Source organism: Nitrosomonas sp., from assembly GCF_040256045.1.
Taxonomy (GTDB): Bacteria; Pseudomonadota; Gammaproteobacteria; order Burkholderiales; family Nitrosomonadaceae; genus Nitrosomonas.
Map to the genome: position 1 here is coordinate 1 of NZ_JBDZWD010000033.1, position 25,093 is coordinate 25,093.

At 49.0% G+C, this 25,093-nt stretch carries 29 protein-coding genes and 2 riboswitches; of the genes, 20 read left to right on the plus strand and 9 right to left on the minus strand.

Features of this window, described 5'->3' with window-relative positions:
* The coding region (locus ABUL11_RS07430; protein ID WP_350283230.1) for an NYN domain-containing protein at window positions 1-781 on the plus strand (781 nt) is incomplete at its 5' end.
* 223 nt (window positions 782-1,004) lie between these two features.
* On the opposite strand, the gene metF is transcribed toward ABUL11_RS07430, so the two are convergent.
* From metF to metK, 3 genes are all read right to left on the minus strand, one after another.
* Window positions 1,005-1,850: a methylenetetrahydrofolate reductase [NAD(P)H] gene (gene metF / locus ABUL11_RS07435; RefSeq protein ID WP_350283231.1), complete on the minus strand. Its 846-nt coding sequence runs from the start codon at window positions 1,848-1,850 to the stop codon at window positions 1,005-1,007.
* 178 nt (window positions 1,851-2,028) lie between these two features.
* Entirely contained in the window at window positions 2,029-3,465 is a 1,437-nt protein-coding gene (ahcY, locus tag ABUL11_RS07440) for an adenosylhomocysteinase (protein WP_350283232.1), read from the minus strand.
* A gap of 16 nt (window positions 3,466-3,481) precedes the next feature.
* Window positions 3,482-3,559, minus strand: a riboswitch (S-adenosyl-L-homocysteine riboswitch).
* Between the two features lie 37 nt (window positions 3,560-3,596).
* The gene (gene metK / locus ABUL11_RS07445; protein ID WP_350283233.1) at window positions 3,597-4,760 is read right to left on the minus strand and encodes a methionine adenosyltransferase; all 1,164 of its coding nucleotides are present in this window, start codon (window positions 4,758-4,760) and stop codon (window positions 3,597-3,599) included.
* Between the two features lie 297 nt (window positions 4,761-5,057).
* On the opposite strand from metK, the gene ABUL11_RS07450 reads away from it, so the two are divergent.
* From ABUL11_RS07450 to ABUL11_RS07460, 3 genes are read left to right on the plus strand one after another with little or no spacing between them, the layout of a single operon-like run.
* Window positions 5,058-5,756, plus strand: a complete 699-nt coding sequence (locus ABUL11_RS07450; RefSeq protein WP_350283234.1) for an SDR family oxidoreductase — start codon at window positions 5,058-5,060, stop codon at window positions 5,754-5,756.
* 42 nt (window positions 5,757-5,798) lie between these two features.
* Window positions 5,799-6,275, plus strand: a complete 477-nt coding sequence (gene tsaE, locus ABUL11_RS07455; RefSeq protein WP_350283235.1) for a tRNA (adenosine(37)-N6)-threonylcarbamoyltransferase complex ATPase subunit type 1 TsaE — start codon at window positions 5,799-5,801, stop codon at window positions 6,273-6,275.
* Complete coding sequence (locus ABUL11_RS07460; protein ID WP_350283236.1) at window positions 6,239-7,582, plus strand: N-acetylmuramoyl-L-alanine amidase; 1,344 nt, start codon at window positions 6,239-6,241, stop codon at window positions 7,580-7,582. The genes tsaE and ABUL11_RS07460 overlap by 37 nt, the downstream gene beginning before the upstream one ends.
* Window positions 7,583-7,602: 20 nt before the next feature.
* Here ABUL11_RS07460 and ABUL11_RS07465 read toward each other — a convergent pair whose 3' ends face one another.
* The 5 genes from ABUL11_RS07465 to aroQ form a co-directional block, all read right to left on the minus strand.
* On the minus strand, window positions 7,603-8,355 hold the full coding sequence (locus ABUL11_RS07465; RefSeq protein ID WP_350283237.1) for a zinc-ribbon and DUF3426 domain-containing protein: 753 nt from the start codon (window positions 8,353-8,355) through the stop codon (window positions 7,603-7,605).
* The gene (gene prmA / locus ABUL11_RS07470; RefSeq protein WP_350283238.1) at window positions 8,352-9,293 is read right to left on the minus strand and encodes a 50S ribosomal protein L11 methyltransferase; all 942 of its coding nucleotides are present in this window, start codon (window positions 9,291-9,293) and stop codon (window positions 8,352-8,354) included. The genes ABUL11_RS07465 and prmA overlap by 4 nt, the downstream gene beginning before the upstream one ends.
* 35 nt (window positions 9,294-9,328) lie before the next feature.
* Window positions 9,329-10,687, minus strand: coding sequence for an acetyl-CoA carboxylase biotin carboxylase subunit (gene accC / locus ABUL11_RS07475; protein WP_350283239.1), 1,359 nt, complete (start codon window positions 10,685-10,687; stop codon window positions 9,329-9,331).
* 69 nt (window positions 10,688-10,756) lie between these two features.
* The gene (accB, locus tag ABUL11_RS07480; RefSeq protein ID WP_350283240.1) at window positions 10,757-11,215 is read right to left on the minus strand and encodes an acetyl-CoA carboxylase biotin carboxyl carrier protein; all 459 of its coding nucleotides are present in this window, start codon (window positions 11,213-11,215) and stop codon (window positions 10,757-10,759) included.
* 197 nt (window positions 11,216-11,412) lie between these two features.
* The gene (gene aroQ, locus ABUL11_RS07485; RefSeq protein ID WP_350283241.1) at window positions 11,413-11,847 is read right to left on the minus strand and encodes a type II 3-dehydroquinate dehydratase; all 435 of its coding nucleotides are present in this window, start codon (window positions 11,845-11,847) and stop codon (window positions 11,413-11,415) included.
* A gap of 171 nt (window positions 11,848-12,018) precedes the next feature.
* On the opposite strand from aroQ, the gene thiO reads away from it, so the two are divergent.
* Window positions 12,019-13,125 carry a glycine oxidase ThiO gene (gene thiO / locus ABUL11_RS07490; protein ID WP_350283242.1) on the plus strand — a complete coding sequence of 369 codons (1,107 nt, stop codon included), beginning with the start codon at window positions 12,019-12,021 and terminating at the stop codon, window positions 13,123-13,125.
* A gap of 2 nt (window positions 13,126-13,127) precedes the next feature.
* On the opposite strand, the gene ispH is transcribed toward thiO, so the two are convergent.
* Window positions 13,128-14,099 (minus strand): 4-hydroxy-3-methylbut-2-enyl diphosphate reductase, encoded by a 972-nt coding sequence (ispH, locus tag ABUL11_RS07495; RefSeq protein WP_350283243.1) that lies wholly within the window; start codon window positions 14,097-14,099, stop codon window positions 13,128-13,130.
* A gap of 285 nt (window positions 14,100-14,384) precedes the next feature.
* On the opposite strand from ispH, the gene ABUL11_RS07500 reads away from it, so the two are divergent.
* The 15 genes from ABUL11_RS07500 to cobO all read left to right on the plus strand — a co-directional run.
* Window positions 14,385-14,678, plus strand: coding sequence for a hypothetical protein (locus ABUL11_RS07500; RefSeq protein ID WP_350283244.1), 294 nt, complete (start codon window positions 14,385-14,387; stop codon window positions 14,676-14,678).
* A gap of 41 nt (window positions 14,679-14,719) precedes the next feature.
* Window positions 14,720-15,799 carry a histidinol-phosphate transaminase gene (hisC, locus tag ABUL11_RS07505; RefSeq protein WP_350283245.1) on the plus strand — a complete coding sequence of 360 codons (1,080 nt, stop codon included), beginning with the start codon at window positions 14,720-14,722 and terminating at the stop codon, window positions 15,797-15,799.
* Window positions 15,800-15,840: 41 nt separating this feature from the next.
* Complete coding sequence (gene hisB, locus ABUL11_RS07510) at window positions 15,841-16,428, plus strand: imidazoleglycerol-phosphate dehydratase HisB (RefSeq protein ID WP_350283246.1); 588 nt, start codon at window positions 15,841-15,843, stop codon at window positions 16,426-16,428.
* Window positions 16,429-16,458: 30 nt separating this feature from the next.
* Entirely contained in the window at window positions 16,459-17,097 is a 639-nt protein-coding gene (hisH, locus tag ABUL11_RS07515; protein WP_350283247.1) for an imidazole glycerol phosphate synthase subunit HisH, read from the plus strand.
* Between the two features lie 76 nt (window positions 17,098-17,173).
* Window positions 17,174-17,920, plus strand: a complete 747-nt coding sequence (hisA, locus tag ABUL11_RS07520; protein ID WP_350283248.1) for a 1-(5-phosphoribosyl)-5-[(5-phosphoribosylamino)methylideneamino]imidazole-4-carboxamide isomerase — start codon at window positions 17,174-17,176, stop codon at window positions 17,918-17,920.
* A gap of 97 nt (window positions 17,921-18,017) precedes the next feature.
* Window positions 18,018-18,794, plus strand: a complete 777-nt coding sequence (gene hisF / locus ABUL11_RS07525; protein WP_350283249.1) for an imidazole glycerol phosphate synthase subunit HisF — start codon at window positions 18,018-18,020, stop codon at window positions 18,792-18,794.
* A gap of 152 nt (window positions 18,795-18,946) precedes the next feature.
* Complete coding sequence (hisI, locus tag ABUL11_RS07530) at window positions 18,947-19,336, plus strand: phosphoribosyl-AMP cyclohydrolase (RefSeq protein ID WP_350283250.1); 390 nt, start codon at window positions 18,947-18,949, stop codon at window positions 19,334-19,336.
* Complete coding sequence (locus ABUL11_RS07535; RefSeq protein ID WP_350283251.1) at window positions 19,333-19,671, plus strand: phosphoribosyl-ATP diphosphatase; 339 nt, start codon at window positions 19,333-19,335, stop codon at window positions 19,669-19,671. The genes hisI and ABUL11_RS07535 overlap by 4 nt, the downstream gene beginning before the upstream one ends.
* A 1-nt stretch (window position 19,672) precedes the next feature.
* Window positions 19,673-20,023, plus strand: coding sequence for a histidine triad nucleotide-binding protein (locus ABUL11_RS07540; RefSeq protein WP_350283252.1), 351 nt, complete (start codon window positions 19,673-19,675; stop codon window positions 20,021-20,023).
* An 18-nt stretch (window positions 20,024-20,041) separates the two neighbouring features.
* Window positions 20,042-20,272 (plus strand): Sec-independent protein translocase subunit TatA, encoded by a 231-nt coding sequence (tatA, locus tag ABUL11_RS07545; RefSeq protein WP_276818078.1) that lies wholly within the window; start codon window positions 20,042-20,044, stop codon window positions 20,270-20,272.
* A gap of 85 nt (window positions 20,273-20,357) precedes the next feature.
* Complete coding sequence (gene tatB, locus ABUL11_RS07550) at window positions 20,358-20,753, plus strand: Sec-independent protein translocase protein TatB (protein WP_350283253.1); 396 nt, start codon at window positions 20,358-20,360, stop codon at window positions 20,751-20,753.
* Between the two features lie 95 nt (window positions 20,754-20,848).
* Complete coding sequence (gene tatC / locus ABUL11_RS07555; RefSeq protein WP_350283254.1) at window positions 20,849-21,625, plus strand: twin-arginine translocase subunit TatC; 777 nt, start codon at window positions 20,849-20,851, stop codon at window positions 21,623-21,625.
* A gap of 149 nt (window positions 21,626-21,774) precedes the next feature.
* Window positions 21,775-22,003: riboswitch (cobalamin riboswitch) on the plus strand.
* 123 nt (window positions 22,004-22,126) lie between these two features.
* On the plus strand, window positions 22,127-23,965 hold the full coding sequence (gene btuB / locus ABUL11_RS07560) for a TonB-dependent vitamin B12 receptor (RefSeq protein WP_350283255.1): 1,839 nt from the start codon (window positions 22,127-22,129) through the stop codon (window positions 23,963-23,965).
* Between the two features lie 9 nt (window positions 23,966-23,974).
* Window positions 23,975-24,556: a hypothetical protein gene (locus ABUL11_RS07565; protein ID WP_350283256.1), complete on the plus strand. Its 582-nt coding sequence runs from the start codon at window positions 23,975-23,977 to the stop codon at window positions 24,554-24,556.
* Window positions 24,543-25,093: cob(I)yrinic acid a,c-diamide adenosyltransferase (gene cobO, locus ABUL11_RS07570; RefSeq protein ID WP_350283257.1), on the plus strand; the 551-nt coding region annotated here is incomplete at its 3' end. The genes ABUL11_RS07565 and cobO, both read left to right, overlap by 14 nt.

A 25,093-nucleotide genomic window follows, 5' to 3' on the forward strand; every position in this document is an offset into this window, starting at 1 on the left:
TGAAGCTGAAGAACCAACGCTTCGTTTAGCTGTACTCATTGACGCTGACAATGCACAAGCGGCCGTCATTGAAGGATTACTTGCCGAGATTGCGCGATTCGGAGAAGCAACCGTGAAACGCATCTATGGTGACTTTACCGCTCCCACAAGCGTTTCCTGGAAAAAAGTACTTCAAAAATATGCCATCAAACCCGTTCAGCAGTTTGCATATACAACAGGGAAAAATGCCACGGACAGCACGCTCATCATCGATGCGATGGATTTGCTCTACACCCGAAAGTTTGATGGGTTTTGCCTGATTACAAGCGACAGCGATTTCACCGGCCTTGCAATGCGTTTACGTGAGGAGGGGCTCACTGTTCTCGGCTTCGGAGAGAAGAAAACCCCCGAAGCTTTCCGTAATGCCTGTCATAAGTTTGTGTTTACCGAGGTTCTTCGCCCGAATACAGCAACCGAACCAGCTGCACAACAAGCCAAAAAGACAGAAAATAATCAGAAATCATCCTCGCCACAGCCTGCTGCTCAGATTCCTGAAACGAAACAGGTATTCCCCAGGAAATTTGTTCTAGCCGCACTCGAACAATCAAGCGATGATGCCGGGTGGGCAAATTTAGGCAATTTCGGTAACTACCTCAACAAATTACAACCTGATTTCGATTCCCGGCTTTACGGTTACAAGAAACTTTCTGATCTTGTCAAAGCCAGGACAGATCTCTTCGTAACCGAAGAACGGCAGGTACCAGGATCAACACAAAAAGCCTTGTATCTTCGCGCCAAATAGTTTTTTGACATAAGCACTCAATCTCTCGTCACCGGATGCTGTACGATATGAGCATGGTGAAGCAATCTAACCCAGTATTTCTGTACATTTCAAATACCGCTGATAAAGCCAATAGTCCGGATAGCAAGCCCATCAAAGGCATTTATAAAAACTAGCTATATTCTAAAATCGAAAGGTTATTTTCAATAATGATCTGGAGGAAGCAGGTACAGGTTTTCAACGATCATAGCCCCAGGCGTTGCCAGATCCGGGTGGTCAGTGTAGCTGAATTGAGTGTGTAAAAATGCAGACCGGGTGCGCCGGTTTCCAGCAGACGCGCGCATAGCGTCGTGACGACATCCAGTCCGAATGCCTGGATAGAAGGAATATCATCACCGAAGCTTTCCAGTTTTCTGCGAATCCAGCGTGGAATTTCCGTTCCGCAGCCATCGGCAAATCTCGCCAATTGGGAAAATTTGCTGATCGGCATGATGCCGGGAACGATCGGGACATTCAGATTCGCGGTTTCACACATCTCCACGAAATGCAGATAGGCATCGACGTTATAGAAAAACTGGGTAATTGCCGCATTCGCACCTGCTTCGACTTTCCGTCTGAAATTGGTGAAATCCTCTAGTGCGGAACGTGCCTGCGGATGATATTCCGGATAAGCCGCCACTTCGATCCAGAAAGTATCGCCGAACTCCTTGCGGATAAATGCCACCAGCTCATTAGCGTAACGGAATTCCCCTGCTTGTGCCATGCCGGAGGGCAAATCGCCGCGCAGCGCCACAATGCGACTGATGCCATGGCTATGGTACTTTTCCAGGATGGAACGGATATTTTCACGGGTGGACCCGATACAGGAAAGATGAGGCGCTACCGGGTAACCTTCTGCCTGGATTTCCAGCACAGTTTCGAGCGTACGTTCACGGGTGGATCCGCCGGCACCAAATGTCACCGAAAAAAACTTCGGATCGAACTGGGCAAGCTGTATGCGCGTTGCCCGCAGCTTTTCCATCCCTTCCGATGTCTGCGGCGGAAAAAATTCAAAACTGAATGTAGGCGTAAAATTTTTCTGTGATTGCATCGGGATTCACTTCCATGAGTTACGTCCCTGTAAAAAGGGCAACGGTGAAAATCAATGAAGCAAAGCCGGGAAACAGCGATAGAGTTTCCCGGCTTTAACAGATTGCTGAAAAACTGCCGTGGTAGTTCCGGAAATGAACGGATGATGATCAAATTGCCGGATCAACCTTCAGCACGTTTTAATAACGATACATTTCCGGCTTATAGGGTCCGTTCTTGTCAAGATTGAGGTAATGTGCCTGTTCATCGGTCAGTTCGGTCAACTTCACACCCAGTTTACCCAGATGCAGCCGCGCGACCATTTCATCGAGGTGTTTAGGCAGTACATATACCTTCTTCTGGTAGTCTTTACCGTTTTGCCAAAGCTCCATCTGCGCCAACACCTGATTGGTAAACGAACTGGACATGACAAAAGATGGATGACCGGTAGCACATCCCAGGTTGACCAGACGCCCTTGTGCCAGCACGATAATACGGCGGCCAGTCGGGAAGATCACGTGATCGACTTGTGGTTTGATGTTTTCCCACTGATATTTCTGAATCGACGCGATGTCGATCTCGGAATCGAAGTGGCCGATATTGCATATGATCGACTGATCTTTCATTTTCAGCATGTGGTCGTGAGTAATCACTCGAAGATTGCCGGTAGCGGTGACGAAAATATCCGCTTTATCGCAGGCATCGTCCATGGTCACCACACGGTATCCCTCCATCGCCGCTTGCAATGCGCAGATCGGATCGATTTCGGTAATCCAGACAGTTGCTCCCAGACCGCGCAATGACTGTGCACACCCCTTGCCGACATCACCATAACCGCACACTACAGCGATTTTTCCGGCGATCATCACATCAGTCGCGCGTTTGATGCCATCCACCAGTGATTCACGGCATCCATAAAGATTGTCAAATTTGGATTTGGTGACCGAGTCATTGACATTGATTGCCGGAAACGGGAGTTCGCCTTTCTTTTCCATTTCGTACAAGCGATGAACACCGGTCGTTGTTTCTTCAGTCACACCGCGAATTGCGGCAAGATTACGCGAATACCAGCCCGGGTAGCTGGCAAGACGGCTGCGGATGGAAGCAAACAGGACTTGTTCTTCTTCATTGGTTGGGTTAGCGATCACGGAAGGATCGCGCTCGGCCTTGCTGCCCAGGATAAGTAGCAGGGTTGCATCCCCACCATCATCCAGAATCATGTTGGCAGTATGCGAACCATCACTGGCCCATTCAAATATCTGGTGAGCATAATCCCAGTATTCTTCCAGCGACTCTCCCTTGTAGGCGAATACCGGAATATGACGAGCGGCAATTGCTGCGGCGGCATGATCCTGGGTAGAGAAAATGTTGCAGGAAGCCCAGCGGACTTCCGCACCCAGCGCCACCAGTGTCTCGATCAGTACGGCAGTCTGGATGGTCATGTGCAGGGAACCTGCAATCCGCGCACCTGCCAGCGGCTTCTTGCCGGCGTATTGTTCACGCAATGCCATCAGGCCGGGCATTTCGGTCTCGGCAATAGCGATTTCCTTTCTGCCCCAGTCTGCCAGTGACAAATCGGCCACCTTGCAGTCGGTAAAAACAGAATTATCCACAACGGGGTTGATTGTTGCACTCATAACACATCTCCGCAAAAGTGAAAGAGCGCCGTTGTTGGGTTGTCCATTGGTACGAGCCTCACGGAATTGACCGCTGCAGCGCTCCTCGGTACCAGTGGAACTTCATTCAGCCTGAATGACCGTAAAAATAATCAGATACCCGCATCCGCTTTGAGCTGTTCCACCATGTCGGTTTTTTCCCAGGTGAAGCTGGGTTCTTCGCGGCCGAAATGACCGTAGGCGGCCGTTTTACCATAAATCGGACGCAGCAGATCCAGTTCGTGAATGATGGCCCGAGGCCGTAAGTCAAAATTTCTGGCAATCAGTTCAGCAAGCTTTCCATCCGGGATTTTTCCGGTACCAAAGGTTTCCACCATCAGCGAAACCGGCTTTGCTACACCAATCGCATAGGCCACCTGGACTTCACATTTACGTGCCAGACCAGCCGCAACGATATTCTTAGCCACATAGCGAGCAGCATAAGCGGCTGAACGATCTACTTTAGAAGGATCCTTACCGGAAAAAGCCCCCCCCCCATGGTGTGCCGTACCGCCGTAGGTATCTACAATAATCTTGCGTCCGGTAAGCCCACAATCCCCCATCGGCCCGCCCACCACGAAACGGCCGGTAGGGTTGATCAGGTATTGGATATGATCGCTCAGCATTTCAACCGGTAAAACGGGCTTGATGACCTCCTCGATGACTCCTTCAACCAGTTCGTCACGAGGAACATCGGGAGAATGCTGGGTTGAGATAACGATCGTTTCGATATTTTTTGGAAATCCATCCTCATAACGAACGGAAACCTGGGATTTGGCATCCGGGCGCAGCCATGACAGCCTACCGCTTTTTCGCAATTTTGCCTGCTGTTCGACCAGACGATGCGCATAGTAAATCGGCAGTGGCATCAGTTGAGGTGTTTCATCACAGGCATAACCGAACATCAACCCCTGATCTCCGGCTCCCTGATCCATTTCTTCATCTTTACTGCGATTCACGCCCTGGGCGATATCGGGAGATTGCTTGTTGAAGGCGGTCAATACAGCGCAGGTGCTTGCATCAAAGCCAATCTCGGAACTGGTGTAACCGATTTCGCGTACGATACCCCGGGGAATGGTATTGTAATCGATCGTGGCATCGGTCGTAATCTCACCGGACAAGACGATCAACCCCGTACTGCACATAGTCTCGCAAGCTACACGTGCATGAGGATCCTGCTGCAGGATGGCATCGAGGATGGCATCCGATATCTGATCGGCAACCTTGTCGGGATGGCCTTCAGATACTGATTCAGAAGTGAAAAGATAGTTACTCATATTAGTTTTATTGATTGGATTTGGGTTGTGAATGAGATAATTCTTGCTCGCGCAAGAGCAAAGCCTGTTCCAGGATCCAGAGTCAGGGATAATAGCGGGTTATAACGACATGTTGCAGGAATTGCCTTAGTATGCTGTTACATGAGCATTTGGATTATTCCAGAAATTCATATAAAAATCATTGCTCCTTTTACTGGATATACTCCGATTCAGGAAATGCAGATGCAATAATCCGTTATTTTTTAATTTGGTTCTTTGAAGAAAGAACATGATTTCGACTATTGACGGAGGTTTCTAATGAATACTGTTTTGATTACGGGGGCCAATCGCGGGATAGGTCTGGAGTTTGCCAGACAATATGCAGTGGATGGCTGGCAGGTGGTGGCCTGCTGCCGGCAACCGCAGCAAGCTGAAGCGCTGAACCAGTTAGCTGATCAGTATAAAGATCGATTTTCCATTCACCAGCTCGATGTTCGGGAACTCGCAGAAATCGATCAGTTGTCACATAAGCTGCAAAATCTACCCATCGATATTCTGATCAACAATGCCGGCGTTTACCCGCATGCACAAAACGGGGAATTCAGCCATATCAACTATGATGACTGGATGGAAGCTTTCAGGATAAATACATTCGCTCCCCTCAGAATGGTCGAAGCACTGGTTGAACAGATTGCCCGTAGCCAATTGAAAATTGTTGCCACTATTACCAGTAAGATGGGTAGTATCACTGATAATCAGCGCGGTGGCAGTTACATTTATAGATCCAGCAAAGCTGCCGTTAACATGGTAGTCAAGAGCCTTGCCGTCGATTTGCAACCACGCGGTATTATCGCGGTGCTGCTGCATCCGGGTTGGGTACAAACCGATATGGGTGGACGGGGGGCACTGATTTCGACAAAGCAGAGTGTTACCGGCATGAAAAGTATTCTGAACAGAATGACTCATTCGGATACGGGTAAATTCATTGCCTATGACGGACAGCATATACCCTGGTAATTTCTGCCAGCCCGATCGAGCGAAATTTTTATCAGGCTCTGGATGCATTCATCTCACGTTGTAAAACTGGATAGTGAAGCAGCGACTCTGGCATTTGGAGAACAACTTGCAACCGTACTTCATCCGGGCCTGACCATATTCCTATATGGTGACTTGGGAGCAGGTAAAACCACTCTCGCGCGTGGAATATTGAAAGAGCTGGGTCATCATGGTAAAGTCAGAAGCCCCACCTATAACCTGGTTGAAATCTATAAACTTTCTAGGTTATACTTGTATCACTTTGATTTTTATAGATTCAATGACCCATTAGAGTGGGAAGAAGCAGGCTTCCGGGAATATTTCAACCAGGATTCGATCTGCTTGGTGGAATGGCCTGAAAAAGCAGAAGAATTTCTACACGCAGCTGACCTGGAAATACGGATCAGCTATTCTGGAACAGGAAGAATCGCTGAATTCAGCGCGGCAACGGAGGCGGGAAAACAATGCTTATCACACTGGCGAAAACAGGTATCCGGTTAAATCGATTCAGCGCCAGATTACTCATCTTCTTTTCACTCCTCGTTGCAACCCTTTTTCTACCATTGCTTTCATACGGCAACGGTGCGGCTGCCGGAACGCAGATTACTGCAGCCCGGTACTGGGCTGGTTCTGAATATACCCGCCTAGCGATGGAAGTGAGCAAACCTGTTAAATACAAGGTCAGCACACTTGATGCCCCTAAAAGAATTGTCATGGATATTGAGGATGCACTCCCCGGTGCATTGGACAACTTACCGTCCAGACTCAAATCGCAGGATCCACTAGTCAAAGCGCTGAGAATCAGCCGCTTCACCTCAAAAATCACCAGACTGGTCGTCGAACTGAAAACAGATGCCATTCCCAAGGCTTTTGTACTGGCTCCCCTCGAACAATATGGACATCGACTGGTACTGGATATTCACGCCTCCAAATCAGCTGATAGAGCCCCGAAAGCTGAGCATACCGATCCGCTAATGGCACTATTGCAAAAAGATACCAGACCAGCAGTAACCCCTCCCACTCGGCCTGTTGCTCAGAAAGCTTCTCCTAACCTCGTCATGGCTGCAATTAACCCCCAACCTGCGGGTAAACAAACCTTTGTCGTTGCAATCGATGCCGGACATGGTGGTAAAGATCCGGGAGCAATCGGCCCGCAAGGTACCATGGAAAAAAATATAACACTGTCGCTTGCCAAGAAACTCAAGGCCAGAATCGACCGCGAACCCGGTATGCGTGCCGTACTGGTTCGTGATGGAGATTATTTCATTTCACTGGCAGGACGCCGTATCAAGGCCAGACAAGCTAATGCGGATCTATTCGTATCCATCCACGCTGATGCCGCGCCACGCCGAGAGGCACATGGTGCTTCCGTATATGCCTTGTCAGAAAATGGTGCAACCTCTACTACAGCAAGCTGGCTGGCGAAAAAGGAAAATGAAGTTGATCTGCTCGGTGGAGTCAAGCTGGATGATAAGGATCGTTATCTGAAGCAAACACTCATCGATCTGTCCATGAATGCCACGATCGATGACAGCGTCCGGCTGGCGAGCCATGTGCTGAATGAAATTGGATCAATCAATCATCTGCACAAAAGAAATGTCGAACAGGCCGGGTTTGCGGTACTCAAATCACCTGATATTCCGTCCATTCTGGTTGAAACCGCTTTCATCAGTAATCACACCGAAGAAGCAAAACTCAATTCCGAGGCTTATCAGAACAAGCTGGTCGATGCAATATCTACCGGACTCAAGCGTTATTACGGCGGCAAAGCCTGGAAAACACGCGTAGATGTGGCAGATACCCGATAATGGGTCACTGTAAAGATCCGCTACGGATAGATCAGCTCCAGCTTATACCCCACAGCATCAAGTCTGCCCGTATTCAGAAAGCACTGGACCTGCATCTCACTATCCCCGTCTAATGCTGACTGATCTGTTACAGAATCGAGATAATCCTCGGCAGTAAAAATCCGGCTGGCAAGCGGTTTTTCATCGGAATCAGTCAATGTCAAAAACAGGACCGGTAACGCTTGTGGAAATGGGGCATGGTTGCGGATGATGGCAGACAACGCCACAACATCAGGCTCTGCGGAAGAACTTACACGCAAATCTGAAGATTCCAGACTCAACAAATGGAGATGGCGCGGTAAGTCGATCTCACATTGCATCAAATCACAATAGCCATTCAGTACCGGCTGGAATGCAGGAAAAGCAACAAAGATCTCAGTACGATAAGCATGCACAAACTGGCCCAGCAGCAATAGCAGCAACAATGCATTAGGTATCAGCCACCAGCGGGAAGTTTTCCATGCAGACGGTTGAGCACCGAAATGATCTGCAGAGGAAGATAATTCTGCAACCGGCATTACAGCAACATTACCAGATTCAGGCCGATCCAAGGCTGATTCAGCGGATATCGCAACAGGCTGGATACACGCCTCCGGGACTGCGACTAGCGCCACGAACCCGTTGAATACCTGCCTGCACTGTCCACAGCGAACATTGCCATTGCACAAATGCAACTGCATCCCGGTAAGGCGAAAAATCGCATAGCAGTCTGGACACCGTGTAACCAGCGTCATGCAAAATTACCTCCTGATTTTCGACCTGCAAGCAGCACCCACCCCTGCTCTTTTGCTGCAATACGCATATCGAACCATTCGCTGTAAACCTGCAACACCTCGTCAGCCTGCGTTTCCAATATTCCTGAAAGTACGATACGCCCATCGGGTTGTAAAGCTTTCATCAGAACGGGGGCTAGCATAATCAATGGGTTGGCCAGTATATTGGCCACCACTACGGTAACCGGGATCCATTCGGCATGGGTATGGTCATCCTTCACGAGTGAAGGCAATGCTACAGTAAATAACAATCTGTCCGGATCACAGAAATTATTTCGAGCATTATCCAGACTGGCAGTGATGGCATTGGGATCGATATCCATCCCCGCAACCCGATCTGCACCGAGTTTCAGTGCAGCTATCGCCAGGATACCCGAGCCGCAACCATAATCAAGCACACTGTCACCGGGTTGAAGAAATTGATCCAGCCAGGTAAGACATAACCGGGTAGTCGGGTGGCTGCCTGTACCAAAAGCCAGGCCAGGGTCCAATCTTAGACTGATTGCTGCAGGATCTGGCGGTTCATGCCAGGACGGAACTATCCACAGCCGTGAGGAAATTCTAATCGGTTCGAATTGTGCCTGCGTTAGCCTCACCCAATCCTGCTCCATGACCTGTGCCAGCTGATACTCCGGCAATACAGGCGATCCGATTACCTCAGCAACCCCCTGTATGATCTCATCGACATTGGCATTTTCTTCCAGCAGCACCGTCACTTCCGCCTGCTGCCAGAATTGATCCGGAGGTGCGCCGGGCTCACCGAACAGAGGTTGTTCCTGACTCGTTCCCTCTCCCGCATCATGCACATCGACTGACAATGCACCTTGTTCCAGCAGCTGATCACTTACCAGATCGACGTAATCGGATTCGATTCTAAAAGTCAGAGATATCCAGGACATCGCCAAAGCGGGCAACAGAATTTTTCATTCTCACATCAGGTCGATTTTTTGTTATACAACGCGAGTTTGCCTTCGAGATGATGAATGGAAACAGGATCGGACAGAAAATTGCAATCTGCCAGAAGGTCGAGATGCAGCGGTATATTGGTTTTGATTCCTTCAACAATCATTTCCGTCAGCGCTATACGCATACGGGCAATGGCCAGGTCGCGATCATCACCATAGGCAATCACTTTGGCAATCATGGAATCGTAGTAAGGCGGTACACGATAGTTGTGATAGATATGTGAATCAACCCTGATTCCCGGGCCACCCGGAGCGTGGTATTGAGCAATACGCCCGGCCGATGGAGTAAGTTTATAGGGATCTTCCGCATTGATACGACATTCTATGGCATGCCCCTTGAATACAATATCTTTCTGCTGCAAAGAGAGTTTTTCTCCTGCTGCCACACGAATTTGCGCCTGAACCAGATCGATTCCGGTAATCGCCTCTGTTACCGGATGTTCAACCTGCAGCCGGGTATTCATCTCAATGAAATAAAACTCATTGTTCTCGTAAAGAAATTCAAAAGTCCCGACACCGCGATAATTGATACGCTTGCAAGCCTCGACACACAGCTCTCCGATTTTGTCACGCAACTGAACAGAAATACCCCGAGCAGGCGCTTCTTCGATGATCTTCTGATGGCGACGTTGCATGGAGCAATCCCGTTCACCCAGATGAACGACGTCGCCGTATTCGTCGGCCAGTATCTGAAATTCGATATGACGGGGGTTTTCCAGGTATTTTTCTGCATAAACAACCGGATTGCCGAATGCAGCCTGAGCCTCGTTACGCGTCGTAATCACTGCGTTTGAAAGTGCTGCTTCGGTATGCACGACACGCATACCGCGCCCCCCGCCCCCTCCGGCAGCTTTGATGATAACCGGATAGCCGATCTCTTTGGCAATCTTCTTTATCTCATCGAGAGATTCTGGTAACGCACCACCAGAACCCGGTACACAAGGTACCCCTGCCTGCCGCATAGCATTTTTGGCACTGACTTTATCTCCCATCAGCCGGATCGTATCGGGCCGGGGGCCAATAAAGAAAAAGCCACTTTTTTCCACTCTCTCGGCAAAATCCGCATTCTCGGATAGAAAACCATAGCCCGGGTGAATGGCTTCAGCATCGGTAACTTCAGCCGCACTTATAATGGCGGGAATGTTCAGATAACTCTGTGCAGAAGCTGCCGGGCCGATACATACCGACTCATCAGCCAGTTTGACGTACTTGGCCTCAGCATCCGCTTCGGAATGAACGGCTACTGTTTTAATACCCATGGTGCGACATGCCCGCTGGATGCGCAGCGCGATCTCACCACGATTGGCGATCAATATTTTTTCAAACATAGGAATTAGGTATCGGTAACCTGATCTGGATAGATGCTTGAGAATTCAGGAAATCATTTTGGGAAATTATCATTCGATGACAAACAATGGCTCTCCATATTCAACCGGCTGACCATTCTCCGGCAAAATAGTCTTGATTTTACCGTCACGATCAGCTTCGATTTCGTTGAGCAGTTTCATGGCTTCGATAATACACAGCGTTTCCCCGGCTTTCACATATTGCCCGATTTCGACAAATGGCTTCGCTCCAGGAGCTGAGGCACGGTAGAACGTCCCTACCATGGGAGATTTAACAATATGCCCCTCCGGCAGACCAGATTTATCCTGTGTATCAGCCTCGCTCATCGTGGCAGTTACCGATCCTCCAGGAGCAGGAGCATGATATTGCGGTACTATTGTGGCAGTCGATTGCGTCAAGGTTATGGATTTGCTGATACGTACTTTTTCTTCACCTTCAGTTACTTCCAGCTCGGTAATGCTGTATTCTTCAACTAATTCAATTAATTTTTTGAGTTTTCTCAAATCCATATTTTCCTCCGGGACGGACTCCGTCCATAAACACTCTGATTTATCTTCAGGTTTGAAATTTTTTGTTTGCTGATAACGATCGTTGACCCCTCTGAAACTGAATCAGTTCATCTGGTCTGTATTACCATTTATTTCGATTATCAGAATCGGTCTGATTGTGAATAAATCTTCTTAGCGATGCCCTCTATTCACACTTTTTATCTGATCAAAGCAAATTGAAGCGCCAGTTCATACCCCACCGCACCCAAACCGCTGATGACCCCGACTGCGATATCCGAGAAATAAGAGGTACGACGAAATGATTCACGAGCGTAAACATTAGAAAGGTGGATTTCCACAAACGGCAGGCTGGTGGCAGCCAAAGCATCACGCAGGGCAATACTGGTATGTGTCAGTGCGGCCGGGTTGATGATAATGAAATCGGTACCATCACTCATAGCTCCCTGCACACGATCGATCAGCTCATGCTCGGCATTGCTCTGAAAAGTACTCAACACCACAGATGCTGCCTGCGCTTTGGCCACCAGATTCCTGTTAATATCTTCCAGTGTCGTTTGCCCGTAGACAACGGGCTCTCTTCTACCCAGAAGATTCAGATTGGGACCATGGATTACCAGGATATTTGCAGCCATATCGACCATTCATTCACGATGGCCAATTATGTCCTTTTCTCCTGATATTGTACAGTTTTTTATGTATTTTCCCCGAAGTTACAGCAAAATACCTGATTCTGGCAAATTACAGAATTGCTGATTCAGAGGCTACTCCATTTACCTCTTGCGAACAGATACTGTCGAACGGAAATGGTAAGTGATTTTATAGTGATTGGCGCAGGAATCATCGGCCTTTCCACTGCGCTTCGATTACTTGAAGAAGGTGCATCAGTCACCCTGCTCGATCGCCGAGAAGCAGGATGTGAAGCCTCATGGGCGGGCGGAGGTATTTTATTTCCCTTATATCCATGGAATTATTCGGATTCCGTGACTCGCCTGGCGTCGTTCAGCATGTCATGCTACCCGGAGTGGACAGCAGCACTGCATACAGCTACTGGCATCGATCCCGAATATCAGATCTGCGGGCTGGTCATTCTTCCACCTTACGAGCCGGAGGCAGCCGTCAACTGGTGCTCTGCCCATGCAGCACCGCTGACATACCTCTCATCCTCACACCATGGCGGATTATCCTGGACCCACATCAACGACAAACAGGAAAATGCTCAGGCGTTGTTTCTCCCTGAAGTCGCTCAGGTTCGCAATCCACATCTGCTACAGGCGTTATACAAACGTATCAGACAACTGGGTGGAAAAATTATCGAACATTGCGACGTTCAGGAACTAGAGATATCCGGCCGGAAAGTTCATGCCATCCGGGCACTATCCGAAAAATGCTCTGCCGGCCAGTACATTCTTTCAGCCGGCGCCTGGAGCAGAAAAATTCTCGGAAAACATGCGCTGAATATCGCAATAAAACCCATTCGCGGGCAAATGCTTTTATACAAGCTGCCGAGAAATCCGCTTTGCTCCATCGTGTTGCAACGCGATCTCTATCTCATCCCGCGACGTGACGGACATTTACTGGTGGGTAGCACGATTGAGGACACGGGATTTGACAAGCAGACCACTCTTGATGCAAAAAACAGGCTATCCAGCTGGGCGGAAGAAATCCTGCCACAACTGAAAAATACACCACTCCTGAAACACTGGTCGGGCCTGCGCCCCGCCACACCCGGCAATATCCCGATAATCGGGCCACATCCATTTCTTGAAAATCTTTATATCAATAGCGGACACTTTCGCTATGGTGTAACGATGGCGCCCGGCAGCGCGGAAATACTGGTGAACGAAATTCTGAAGCGTACCCAGCCTTTTGATGTCACCCCGTATCAGAGAGGATGGCATTCGTCCGGATAATGTCAGATATATTTATTGAAACTCACAGGTTCAGCTTTCGGTAGTGGGAAGGTTATCGATTCAAGAACCCCGGATAATTCTTCCACTATTACCCCCTGGTTTGATTGTTTTGCTGCAATCTGTTCAAGGCGTTCGAGCACTTGCTGAACCAGTATTTCCGGAGCAGACGCACCAGCAGTAATCCCGATACACCGTTTATTGGTCAACCAACTCTCCTGCAACTGTTCCGCCTGATCAACCATGTAAGCTTCCACATTCTCATTTCTTGCCACCTCACAGAGGCGATTGGAATTCGAACTGTTCGGTGACCCTACCACAACTACCAGATCACAGAGCTTGACCAGTTTCTTGACCGCATCCTGACGGTTTTGTGTGGCATAGCAGATATCATCTTTCTTGGGACCGACGATCTTCGGAAAACGCTGTTTCAGCGCTTCGATCACACGTGCCGCATCATCGACCGACAAAGTCGTCTGGGTGACGTAGGCCAGATTATTGTCGCTCTTGACTTGAAGTCTGGCCACATCCTCCGCGGTTTCCACGAGATACATCGTGCCCTTGCTTCTTTCAATCTGCCCCATGGTTCCTTCGACCTCAGGATGACCTTGATGACCGATCATGACGATTTCCTTACCTTCCTTATCCATTTTTGCCACTTCGACATGCACCTTGGTCACGAGTGGGCAGGTCGCATCGAATATCTGCAGTTTACGAGCAGCTGCCTCCCTTCTCACCTCATGAGAAACACCATGCGCACTGAAAATGAGCATACTGCCCTCCGGTACTTCCTCAAGATTTTCCACGAATACCGCTCCTTTTTTCTCCAGGTCTTCAACTACGAAGCGGTTATGGACAACCTCATGCCTTACGTAGATAGGTGCGCCATACATCGCCAGCGCGCGCTCGACGATTTCAATAGCCCGGTCAACTCCCGCGCAGAATCCTCTCGGGTTCGCAAGCAATACTCTGATCATCAGCCTGTTTCTCCATGGTTTGTGTACAAGTCCGATTATAAAATAATCCTGAAAAGATTTTGAATTTTCATCTCAGAAGCGATATCTTGCTTAATTTGTATAAAGCAGTATTTCAGCGGTCTGTGTATCCAGTTTGACATGTCAAGCTCACAATAAAATAATTTTATTGTTTCATCCTATACAAACCCCTTAAAATTTCGCTGTATACTCTTGCAATATTTACGTTACGTTGCATAAACAACTTAACCGGCTTCGGAACTTGACAGTTTTATTGGGAATTTCCTGATGGGTGCGCTGGCTTTTTATACTTTCATTTACTTTGTTGGGCATTTTGCTGCACTCGGCCTGAATATCATTACAAACAAGAAACTGCTCAAACAACGCTGGGTTGGTCTGGTGAGTGTAATCATCGTAGCAATCATGCACGGCTATAAAATCATTAGCACCACCCCCCCGTCGGGTCATGATGACGATACGCTGTATGCGCTCAGTTATTTCATTATCTTTCCAGTGGCAGTTATCAGCGCAGTTCTCTTTTATCTGAATGAAAAAGATAAAAAAGACGACGGTTCAAGATAATCACCGCTTCACTCAATAATTCCGCCTCTCTCTATCTATACATGACTTCCCCGTCACCCGACCAGGTCATTCGCCAAGAGGTTCTGGCACTGTCAGCTTATCATGTTCCTCCTGCAAAGAATATGGTCAAGCTGGATGCAATGGAAAATCCCTACCGGTTGCCCCCTTTTTTATGTGAAGAAATCTCCCGGATAGCGGCAGACACATGCATTAATCGTTATCCTGACCCACACGCCACCGCGCTCAAGGAAGTGCTCGGCGTCACATTATCCATTCCGGCCGAAATGGAAATCATGCTGGGCAATGGGTCAGACGAGATCATTCAGATCATCATGCTGGCAGCAGCAAAACCGGGAGCAAAGCTGCTGACGGTAGAACCGGGGTTTGCCATGTTCAAAATGATTGCCACATTTACGAGCATGCAGTATATCGGAATCCCGCTAAAATCTGATTTCTCGCTGGATCTCGACAGGATGCTCGAGGCAATCAAGCATCATCAGCCTGCTGTCGTATTCCTGGCTTACCCCAATAATCCGAGCGGCAATCTGTTCGAGACCAGCGCTGTGGAAAAAATCATCGAAATATCCCCGGGACTGGTCGTAATCGATGAAGCCTATCATCCTTTTGCCGGAAAAAGTTTCATTGGGAGGCTGGCCGATTATCCCAACCTGCTGGTCATGCGTACACTTTCGAAACTGGGATTGGCCGGACTCCGCCTGGGGCTACTAGCTGGTAGATCGGAGTGGTTATCTCATTTGGAGAAACTGCGCCTGCCCTACAATGTCAATGTGATTACTCAATTTGTCGCGACAAAAATTATGCAGCACTATGGTGTATTGCAGCAACAGGCAGAGGCGATCAGACAAACGCGTACCAGACTACACACTTTTCTGGGAAATTTGAATGGGGTCGAGGTATATCCTTCTGACGCCAACTTCATTCTGTTCCGCCTCGATGAGGCCAACCAGATTTTCAGATTGCTTCAGCAACATGGCATTCTGGTAAAGAATCTTGACAACAGTCATCCCTTATTAAAAAATTGCCTCCGTGTAACGGTAGGCACACCCGAAGAGAATGATTATTTCTGCAACACATTGCAGGATCTGATCGCAGGAAGCTAACCGGAAAACTGCACACGACATCCGTTCAAATTTAAATGCTCATGCGTACAGCACAAGTCACCCGCAATACTCAGGAAACACAAATTACGGTAACGATCAATCTGGATGGCCAGGGAAAAGCGGAATTAGACAGCGGAGTCCCTTTCCTTGACCACATGCTCGATCAGATTGCCCGCCATGGTATGTTTGATCTGGGTGTTATCGCAAAAGGTGATCTCCATATCGATGCCCACCACACGGTGGAAGACATCGGCATTACCCTGGGCCAAGCGCTGAGTCGTGCAGTCGCTGACAAGAAGGGGCTCGTGCGCTACGGGCATGCCTATGTACCTCTTGATGAGGCCCTATCCAGAGTCGTCGTCGATTTATCAGGCAGACCCGGTTTACAGTTCAATACCATATTCACACGCGCAGTCATCGGTAATTTCGATGTCGATCTGATCCAGGAATTCTTTCAGGGCTTCGTCAATCACGCCATGGTGACGCTACACATAGACAATCTGACCGGTAAAAATGCGCATCATCAGGCTGAAACCATTTTCAAAGCATTTGGCCGGGCACTACGTATGGCTGTAACAATTGACCCGCGCTGTGATAATCTTATTCCATCCACCAAAGGCGTACTGTAGACAAAACGCTCTGAATATTCAGATACGAATATGAACTCGATTGCTGTCGTTGATTACGGAATGGGCAACCTGCGGTCAGTATCCAAAGCATTGGAATATGTCGATTCATCTGCTACTGTCACCGTAACCAGTGATCCCGAAGTTATCCGCTCTGCCGCACGCGTCGTTGTTCCCGGCCAAGGCGCGATGCCTCATTGCATGCAAGCACTGGATGATCAGGGTTTACGCGAATCAGTTATTGAGGCTGCTCAGAACAAACCTTTCCTCGGTATCTGCCTTGGACTGCAAATGTTGTTCGCAGAAAGTGAAGAAGGCAATATTCGTGCACTGGATATTCTGCCTGGCAGCGTTAAAAAACTGGAACCTACGGATACAGCTAATAACGATACCCCAAAGATCAAGATCCCTCACATGGGCTGGAACCAGGTTCACCAGACCCTGAAACACCCGTTGTGGCACGGAATCGATACCGACACACGTTTTTATTTCGTCCACAGTTATTACGTGGTGGCAAATGAACCGCAAATAGTGGCAGGCAGCACCAAGTATCCGGTTCCATTCACCTGCGCAGTAGCCAGGGATAATGTTTTTGCCATTCAGTTTCACCCTGAGAAAAGTCATTCTGCGGGACTGGCATTACTGAGCAATTTCCTGAAATGGATACCCTGACGACATTCCAGCATCACTCTATTCCCTGTTTTTTTACCTTATTTTCAACCCTGATCATCAACCCAGATAAACCTGTATGCTGATTATTCCTGCTATCGATCTGAAAGATGGACATTGTGTCCGACTGAAGCAAGGCATCATGGAAGATGCCACAGTATTCTCGGAAAATCCTGAAACAGTAGCACTGCATTGGCTGGATAACGGAGCACGTCAACTGCATCTGGTCGATCTCAATGGTGCATTTGCCGGAAAACCCAAAAACGGCGAAGCAATCCGTGCGATCGTCGAGGCCGTCGATGGCAGAATTCCAATCCAGTTAGGTGGAGGAATCCGCGATCTGGAAACCGTAGAGTATTATCTGGATAATGGCATCAGCTATGTGATCATTGGAACAGCAGCAGTCAAAGTACCTGGTTTCCTGCACGATGCCTGCTATGCATTTCCGGGCCAGATTATGGTCGGACTGGATGCCAAGAGTGGAAAAGTCGCTGTCGACGGCTGGTCCAAGGTAACCGGCCATGATGTCATCGATCTCGCCAAGAAATTCCAGGATTACGGCGTGGAAGCAATTATCCATACCGATATCGGTCGCGATGGTATGCTCAGCGGGCTCAATATCGAGGCCACCGTGGAGCTTGCTCAGGCACTGACGATTCCTGTCATTGCAAGTGGCGGTGTAACCAATCTGGATGACATTAGAAAATTGTGCGAAATCCAGTCTGAAGGGATTACGGGTGTCATTACCGGTCGTGCAATTTATCAGGGCTCGCTCGATTTCAAGGAAGCCCAGGCCCTGGCAGATCAACTGGACTCAGCAACTTGATGAGTTATGTACTCACCCCAATATCATCTGCGCACTTGCACACGTTCTTTACCCTGTCTCTTTTCTTATTCAGCCTGCTTCTGACAATTTTTGATCAATGGGATTAGCCAAACGTATCATCCCCTGTCTTGATATCAAAGATGGGCGCGTCGTCAAAGGAGTCAATTTTGTCTCGTTGCGGGATGCGGGAGATCCAGTCGAAATTGCCCGCAGCTATAATGAACAGGGCGCTGACGAGCTCGTTTTCCTCGATATTACCGCCAGCTCGGAAAATCGCGATTTAATCCTGCATATCGTCGAAAAAGTCGCTGCACAGGTGTTCATCCCCCTGACAGTGGGCGGAGGCGTCCGTAAGGCCGAAGATGTACGCAGGCTTTTGAACGCAGGTGCAGATAAAGTCAGCATCAACACCTCGGCAGTACTGAATCCGATGTTGATCAAGGAATCAGCAGATCACTACGGCTCCCAGTGTATCGTAATCGCAATCGATGCCAGACAAGTACCTGATGCAAGCCCTGAATCTCCACGCTGGGAAGTATTTACCCATGGCGGACGCAAACCCACTGGAATCGATGCAATTGAATGGGCTCAAAAAATACAATCCCTGGGAGCCGGAGAAATTCTGTTAACCAGCATGGATCGTGATGGTACGCGTTCCGGATTCGATCTTACGCTGACACGTGCAATCTCCGATTCAGTCGATTTACCAGTCATTGCAAGCGGTGGAGTCGGTCATCTGGATCATCTGGTGGAAGGTATTCTGACAGGCCATGCCGATGCAGTGCTGGCAGCAAGCATCTTTCATTATGGCGAATACAGTATCCGGCAAGCCAAGCAATACCTGTCATCACACGACATAGAAGTTCGCCTGTAACAAATACAAAATATCTTTATTTCTTTATAACTATGCTTCAGCTCGATCAGGAATACCCTTTTACCTGACATTATTACCCCTTGCATTTTAAAAATACCCTTGAAACTGTTAAGATCGCTCAAAGAAACAGAAGAGCACATGGAGCAGTCAATATGACAGAAAAATGGCTTGATACCATAAACTGGTCAGCAGACGGCCTCATTCCGGCTATCGCACAGGATAAGAACAGCGGCAAAATTCTGATGGTAGCCTGGATGAACCGCGAAGCCCTCAAACGTACTGTCGAAAGCGGTGAAGCGGTTTACTGGTCACGTTCCAGAAAAAAACTGTGGCATAAAGGCGAGGAATCCGGGCATACCCAGAAAATCGCTGCCATCCATCTCGATTGCGATGAAGATATCCTTCTCCTCAGTGTGGAACAGAAAGGAGGAATTGCTTGCCATACAGGCAGACAAAGCTGCTTCTTCCGTCAATTGAAAAATGGGGAATGGGTCGTCACAGAACCTGTTATCAAGGATCCGTCACAAATTTATACCAAATGACAGCATCTACCATACTGCAACGGCTGACACAAACGATTGAAGCACGAAAAAGCGCCGACCCCGCTCATTCCTATGTTGCAAAACTGCTGAACAGCAACCAGGACAAGGTGCTGAAAAAAATTGCCGAGGAAGCCGCTGAAACCATCATAGCCTGTAAAGACAATGATAGAGAACAGATCATTTATGAAACGGCAGATTTATGGTTTCATTGTCTGGTCATGCTCACCCGGCATAATATTTCGCCGGAAGATATATTGCGGGAACTGGAACGCCGGGAAGGAACATCCGGCATCGAAGAAAAGTTATCGCGATCTCAACCCAACAAAACTGAGTAATATGGAAGACTGTCTATTCTGCAAAATCATCCGTGGAGAAATCCCGGCCACCAAGATACATGAGGATGAGGAGACACTGGCATTCCTCGATATCCATCCGGCAGCACCCGTACATCTGCTGCTGGTACCAAAACGGCATATCGGATCACTAAGTGAAGTCGATGAGAGCCATCAACAATTACTTGGGAAAATGTTGTGTCTGGCTCCCCGGCTGGCAGCCAGCCAGGGATGTACAGATGGATTCCGAACCATTATCAATACCGGCCGAGTAGGCGGACAGGAAGTGTTTCATCTTCACCTTCACGTTATTGGAGGGAAGGATCGTCTGCCCGCCATGATTCACCACGACTAACCGTTCAAGGAGCAAATGATGGGAAGTTTCAGTATTTGGCACTGGCTGGTTGTTCTGGCAATCGTCGTCCTAGTATTCGGGACCAAGAAGCTGCGCAATCTTGGCAGTGATCTGGGTGGAGCAGTCCGTGGATTCAAAGAAGGAATGAAAGGGGCTGAAGAAGAAAGTACCCCGCCACCCCCGACTCAGCAGGTAACCGGCCATTCGATCAAAAGTGAAATAGAAGAAAAAGATCAGACAAAAGTGTGATCTGACAACATGGCTCTCCGCAATTACCGGGACAAGATTATCGGGGTAATCCCGAAGTGCGGTTCAACAATGTTCGAATCCGAAAATGTTTGATATCAGTTTTGCTGAACTCGTGGTCGTTGGAATCGTAGCGCTGATCGTCATCGGGCCGGAACGGTTACCAGCCGTTGCACGCACGGTAGGTTATTTTCTGGGGCGTGCCCGGCGCTATGTCGATCAGGTCAAGCATGACCTGCATGAAGAAATGGAACTGGATAGCCTCAGAAAACTCAGGGATTCCATGCACGAAACCGTCAATTCATTTGAACATTCAGTACGCAGCGAAATAGACAAAATTCAGGAAACTACAGAAACCCAGTCTGCAGCCATATCGGATAAACAACCTCCATTTGAAAAAGCTGCAGAAAATATCGAACCGGTCAATACCAGTGAAACCAAAACTTCATCGACACCTGCTGAACCCCGACAACCGAACAGCTAGTGTCTGTAAGAATTCAATCACCGCAAGCCAGGATTGCCTTCATTCTTATCACATCAGACAGCCCAATCTAACGACCGGACGAGCCACAGTAACAGATGGATGACAACATTACTTTTATTTCACATCTGGTGGAATTACGCTCCCGGCTGATCCGGGCGCTTCTGGTACTATTTCTGGGTTTTCTGCCCTGCGCGTTCTTTGCGCGAGAGTTATACAGTTTTCTGGCTTTCCCCCTGCTGGAAAAATTACCACAAGGCGGGCAAATGATCGCCACCGAGGTGATCACCCCTTTCTTCATCCCGATGAAAGTAGCGTTGATGGTTGCATTTCTCATCACACTGCCGCATACCCTCTATCAGCTCTGGGCATTCGTTGCACCCGGTCTGTACAGCCACGAGAAACGCCTGTTTCTGCCGCTGGTATTCATCAGCAGCCTTCTCTTCTTCACAGGCATGGCATTCGCCTACTTTGCCGTACTGCCACTGGTATTCGAGTTCATTGTCTATTTTGCACCGGAAGGAGTCGCTGTCATGACTGACATCAGCGAATACCTCGGTTTTGTCCTGTCGATGTTCCTGGCTTTCGGAATCACATTTGAAGTACCGGTCTTTGTGCTGATACTCATCCGGACCGGTCTCGTCTCGATCGAGAAAATGAAATCTGTCCGCCGCTTTGTATTGGTAGGTGCATTCATCATCGGTGCAATTTTCACTCCCCCTGATGTCATGTCGCAGATCTTGCTGGCAGTCCCTTTATACCTGCTCTACGAACTGGGCATCATCCTGGCTGCCTTGTCCATGAAATCATCCTCCCGCAAGTCACCACTACCCGTTACGCAAAATCAGCATAACGATACCGGAGAAAATGAATAGTCAATACTTCAGCCACTACAGGCCACATCTTCTCCCATCAATCCGCGTATTCCCTTACACCACAGGCAGGTAACCTATTTGCCTGGCTTGGATCATCCCGTAATACCAGGCCAAGCGCTGTGCTTGACATGGTCATAGCGCTGTTATAGTCTGCGCCCCTTGTTTGAGGTGTCCCAGATGTATTTGCACGAGGGATGAAACGGGAAGCCGGTGCGCGCTGGAATCAGCCAGCGCAATGCCGGCACTGCCCCCGCAACGGTAAATGAGTCAATGATCTGCATACGCCACTGTGTTGTATGGCACGGGAAGGCGCAGAATCAGGAAAACAATAGCTTCCGCTCATAAGTCCGGAGACCGGGCCTGAAGCAATATCATGTTATTGCGGAGGGCAATACACGGCACCGACTCTCATTCCCGGTATTTAATCGTGCCCGGTTCCCTGCTGTTTCTCCGCAATCTGTTTACAACCCGATCATCGCGCGGGTGTGCGCGGAGGAAACAATGTCCGGAAATCATGCTTCATCTGTATTGGCTCTATGGCTGGGAACCAGTCTTTCTGCCCTTTCATGGGCAGAAGAAATCAGTTATCTCGAAAAACCGGTTGTCGTTACCGCCAGCCGTACCAATCAAACTGCAGAAGATACGCTCGCCTCGGTTACTGTCATCACGCGGACTGATATCGAACGTCAGCAAGCGCGTTCCATGCAGGATCTGCTGCACGGTATCGCAGGTATCAATATCGCCAATACCGGTGGCCCTGGAAAATTGACCACACTTCTCCTGCGAGGGACAGAGTCCGACCATGTACTGGTTCTGGTCGATGGCATCAGAATGGGCTCCGCTACATCCGGATTTTCTGAAATCCAGAACTATCCGGTAGAACTGATCGATCATATCGAGATCGTCCGGGGACCCCGATCCAGCCTGTATGGCCCGGAAGCCGTGGGTGGGGTAATCCAGATATTCACTCGCAAAGGTGGAAAAAAAGGATTGAAACCCACTCTCAGCTTTGGAGGAGGCAGCTATGGAACCATCAATGGCTCAGCCACCCTCTCCGGCAGCAGTGAACGTGCCTGGTTCAATCTCGGTATCAGCGGATCGGACACCAATGGCTTCAATGCCTGCAAAGGATCTTTCAGTGCGGGATGCTTCACCATCGAACCGGACAAGGATGGCTACCGCAACATTTCCGGCTCGGCCCGCGCTGGTTACCGTTTCGATAATGGATTAGATGTCGAAGCCAGTTTTTTACATACTGATGGTCATTACGAGTATGACGGTAGCTTTCAAAACAGAACCCAGCTGGCACAACAAGTATTCGGGGGAACAGCACGCTATTCACCCTTTGAACCCTGGCGTATCACGTTGACAGCGGGGCGCAGTCATGAAGATTCCGATAATTTCAAGGAAAAAATATTCATGACGCGCTACCACGCCCGGCGCGATACAGTCTCCTGGCAAAATGACATAACCGTAACCCCAAATCAGCTTCTGACCATCGGTACGGATTATCTGTACGATCATATCAACAGCTCGGAAAAATTCATTACCAACTCGCGCTATAACTGGGGTGTATTTGCGCAACACCAGATTTCACTTGCAGCACACAAACTGCAGCTTTCTGTACGCCATGATGACAACCAGCAGTTCGGCAGTCAGGTAACCGGCGGTGCTTCCTGGGGTTATTCACTGACCGAACGGGTCAGGCTGACTGCCGGCTTTGGCAGCGCGTTCAAGGCCCCTACTTTCAACGAGCTGTATTTCCCCGGATTTGGCAATCCTGATCTGAAACCGGAAGATGCCCGCACAGTGGAATTGGGTGCAGCCGGCCGGTTTGACTGGGGCAACTGGTCACTCAACCTGTATGAAACCTGGATCGATGACCTGATCTCATACAATGCCGCAACATTCACTCCGGATAATATCGATAAAGCACGCATACAAGGGCTGGAAGCTATCCTCAACACCGAAATCAAAGGGTGGCTGATTCAAACCAATCTCACTTTTCTTGACCCGCAGAATCGTTCCAAGGGAGCCAATAAAGGCAATATCCTGCCACGGCGCAGCAAGCAGGCTTTCCGAATTGATGCCAGTCGTCAGCTCGGTGATTTTATTGTGGGAGCAATGTTTCTCGCAGAAACCAATCGCTATGATGATTTGGCAAACAGCCAGAAACTGGATGATTATGTCAAAGTCGATTTGCGGGCAGAATATCTGATCAACCCGCAGTGGCGCATCCAGGGACGGATCGAAAACCTGTTTGACAAAGACTATGAAACCGCTGCATTCTTCAACCAGCCCGGGCGCAACTTTTTTGTTACCCTGCGTTATCAACCATAGGATAAGAAAATGCTAACATTGCCATCACGACATCAATATCTGATCGGATCGATCCTGATCATTCTGATGATCGCCACACGTGAATATCATTTCACCTCACTGCACAGTCTACCGGGAGCCTCCTGGGCAGTTTTCTTTCTGGCTGGCCTCTATCTCGGCTCAAGCTGGTCATTATTTGGCTTCCTGGCACTTGCCTGGATACTCGATTCTTCAGCCTACTTTACCGTGGCAGAAAGCGAGTTCTGCCTGACCTCCGCCTATGTTTTTCTGCTGCCCGCCTATAGCACACTCTGGGCTGCCGGCCGCTGGTTTGCAACCCGTTATCAATTCTCATGGCAAGCATTGGCGCCCCTGTCCATCAGCCTTCTGATCGGAGCGATATTGTGCGAATTATTCTCCAGTGGCGGATTCTATTTCTTCTCCGGCCAATTTGAAGAAACCACATTTGCAGAATTCTGGCAGCGTGAATTGCACTACTTCCCGCTTTATCTCCAGTCCCTGCTGTTTTATGTCAGTACTGCGGCCACGATACATACCCTGTTCGTGCTGATTCATAAATCACGCCACCCCCAGATTGATGCCACTGGCTGACAGCACAGATATTGATGCGGACAAAGCACAGCGCTATCGCTCGCGGATGCAGCGCCAAAAAGCAATCGTGGATGCAGCAATTACTCGCGCTGATAAAAGCAAAGGGTTGTTGCTGGTACTGACCGGCAACGGCAAGGGTAAATCGAGTTCTGCCTTCGGGATGGCCGCCCGTGCACTGGGACATGGTATGCGCGTGGGTGTTGCGCAATTCATCAAAGGACGCTCCGATACCGGCGAGGAAGCCTTCTTCCGACAGCAGAAAAACATCGTCTGGCATGTGCTGGGGGAAGGATTTACCTGGGATACACAGGATCTTGCACGTGACAGAGAAACCGCCCGACGAGGGTGGGCAATCGTACAAGCCATGCTATGCGATCCATCGATCGATCTGCTGATACTCGACGAATTCACCTACCCAATCAAATTCGGCTGGCTGGAAATCAGCGAGATCTTGAGTGACCTTCAAAACCGGCCAGCCATGCAGCATGTCGTCATCACCGGCCGCGCCGCGCCGGATGCTTTATGTGATGCGGCTGA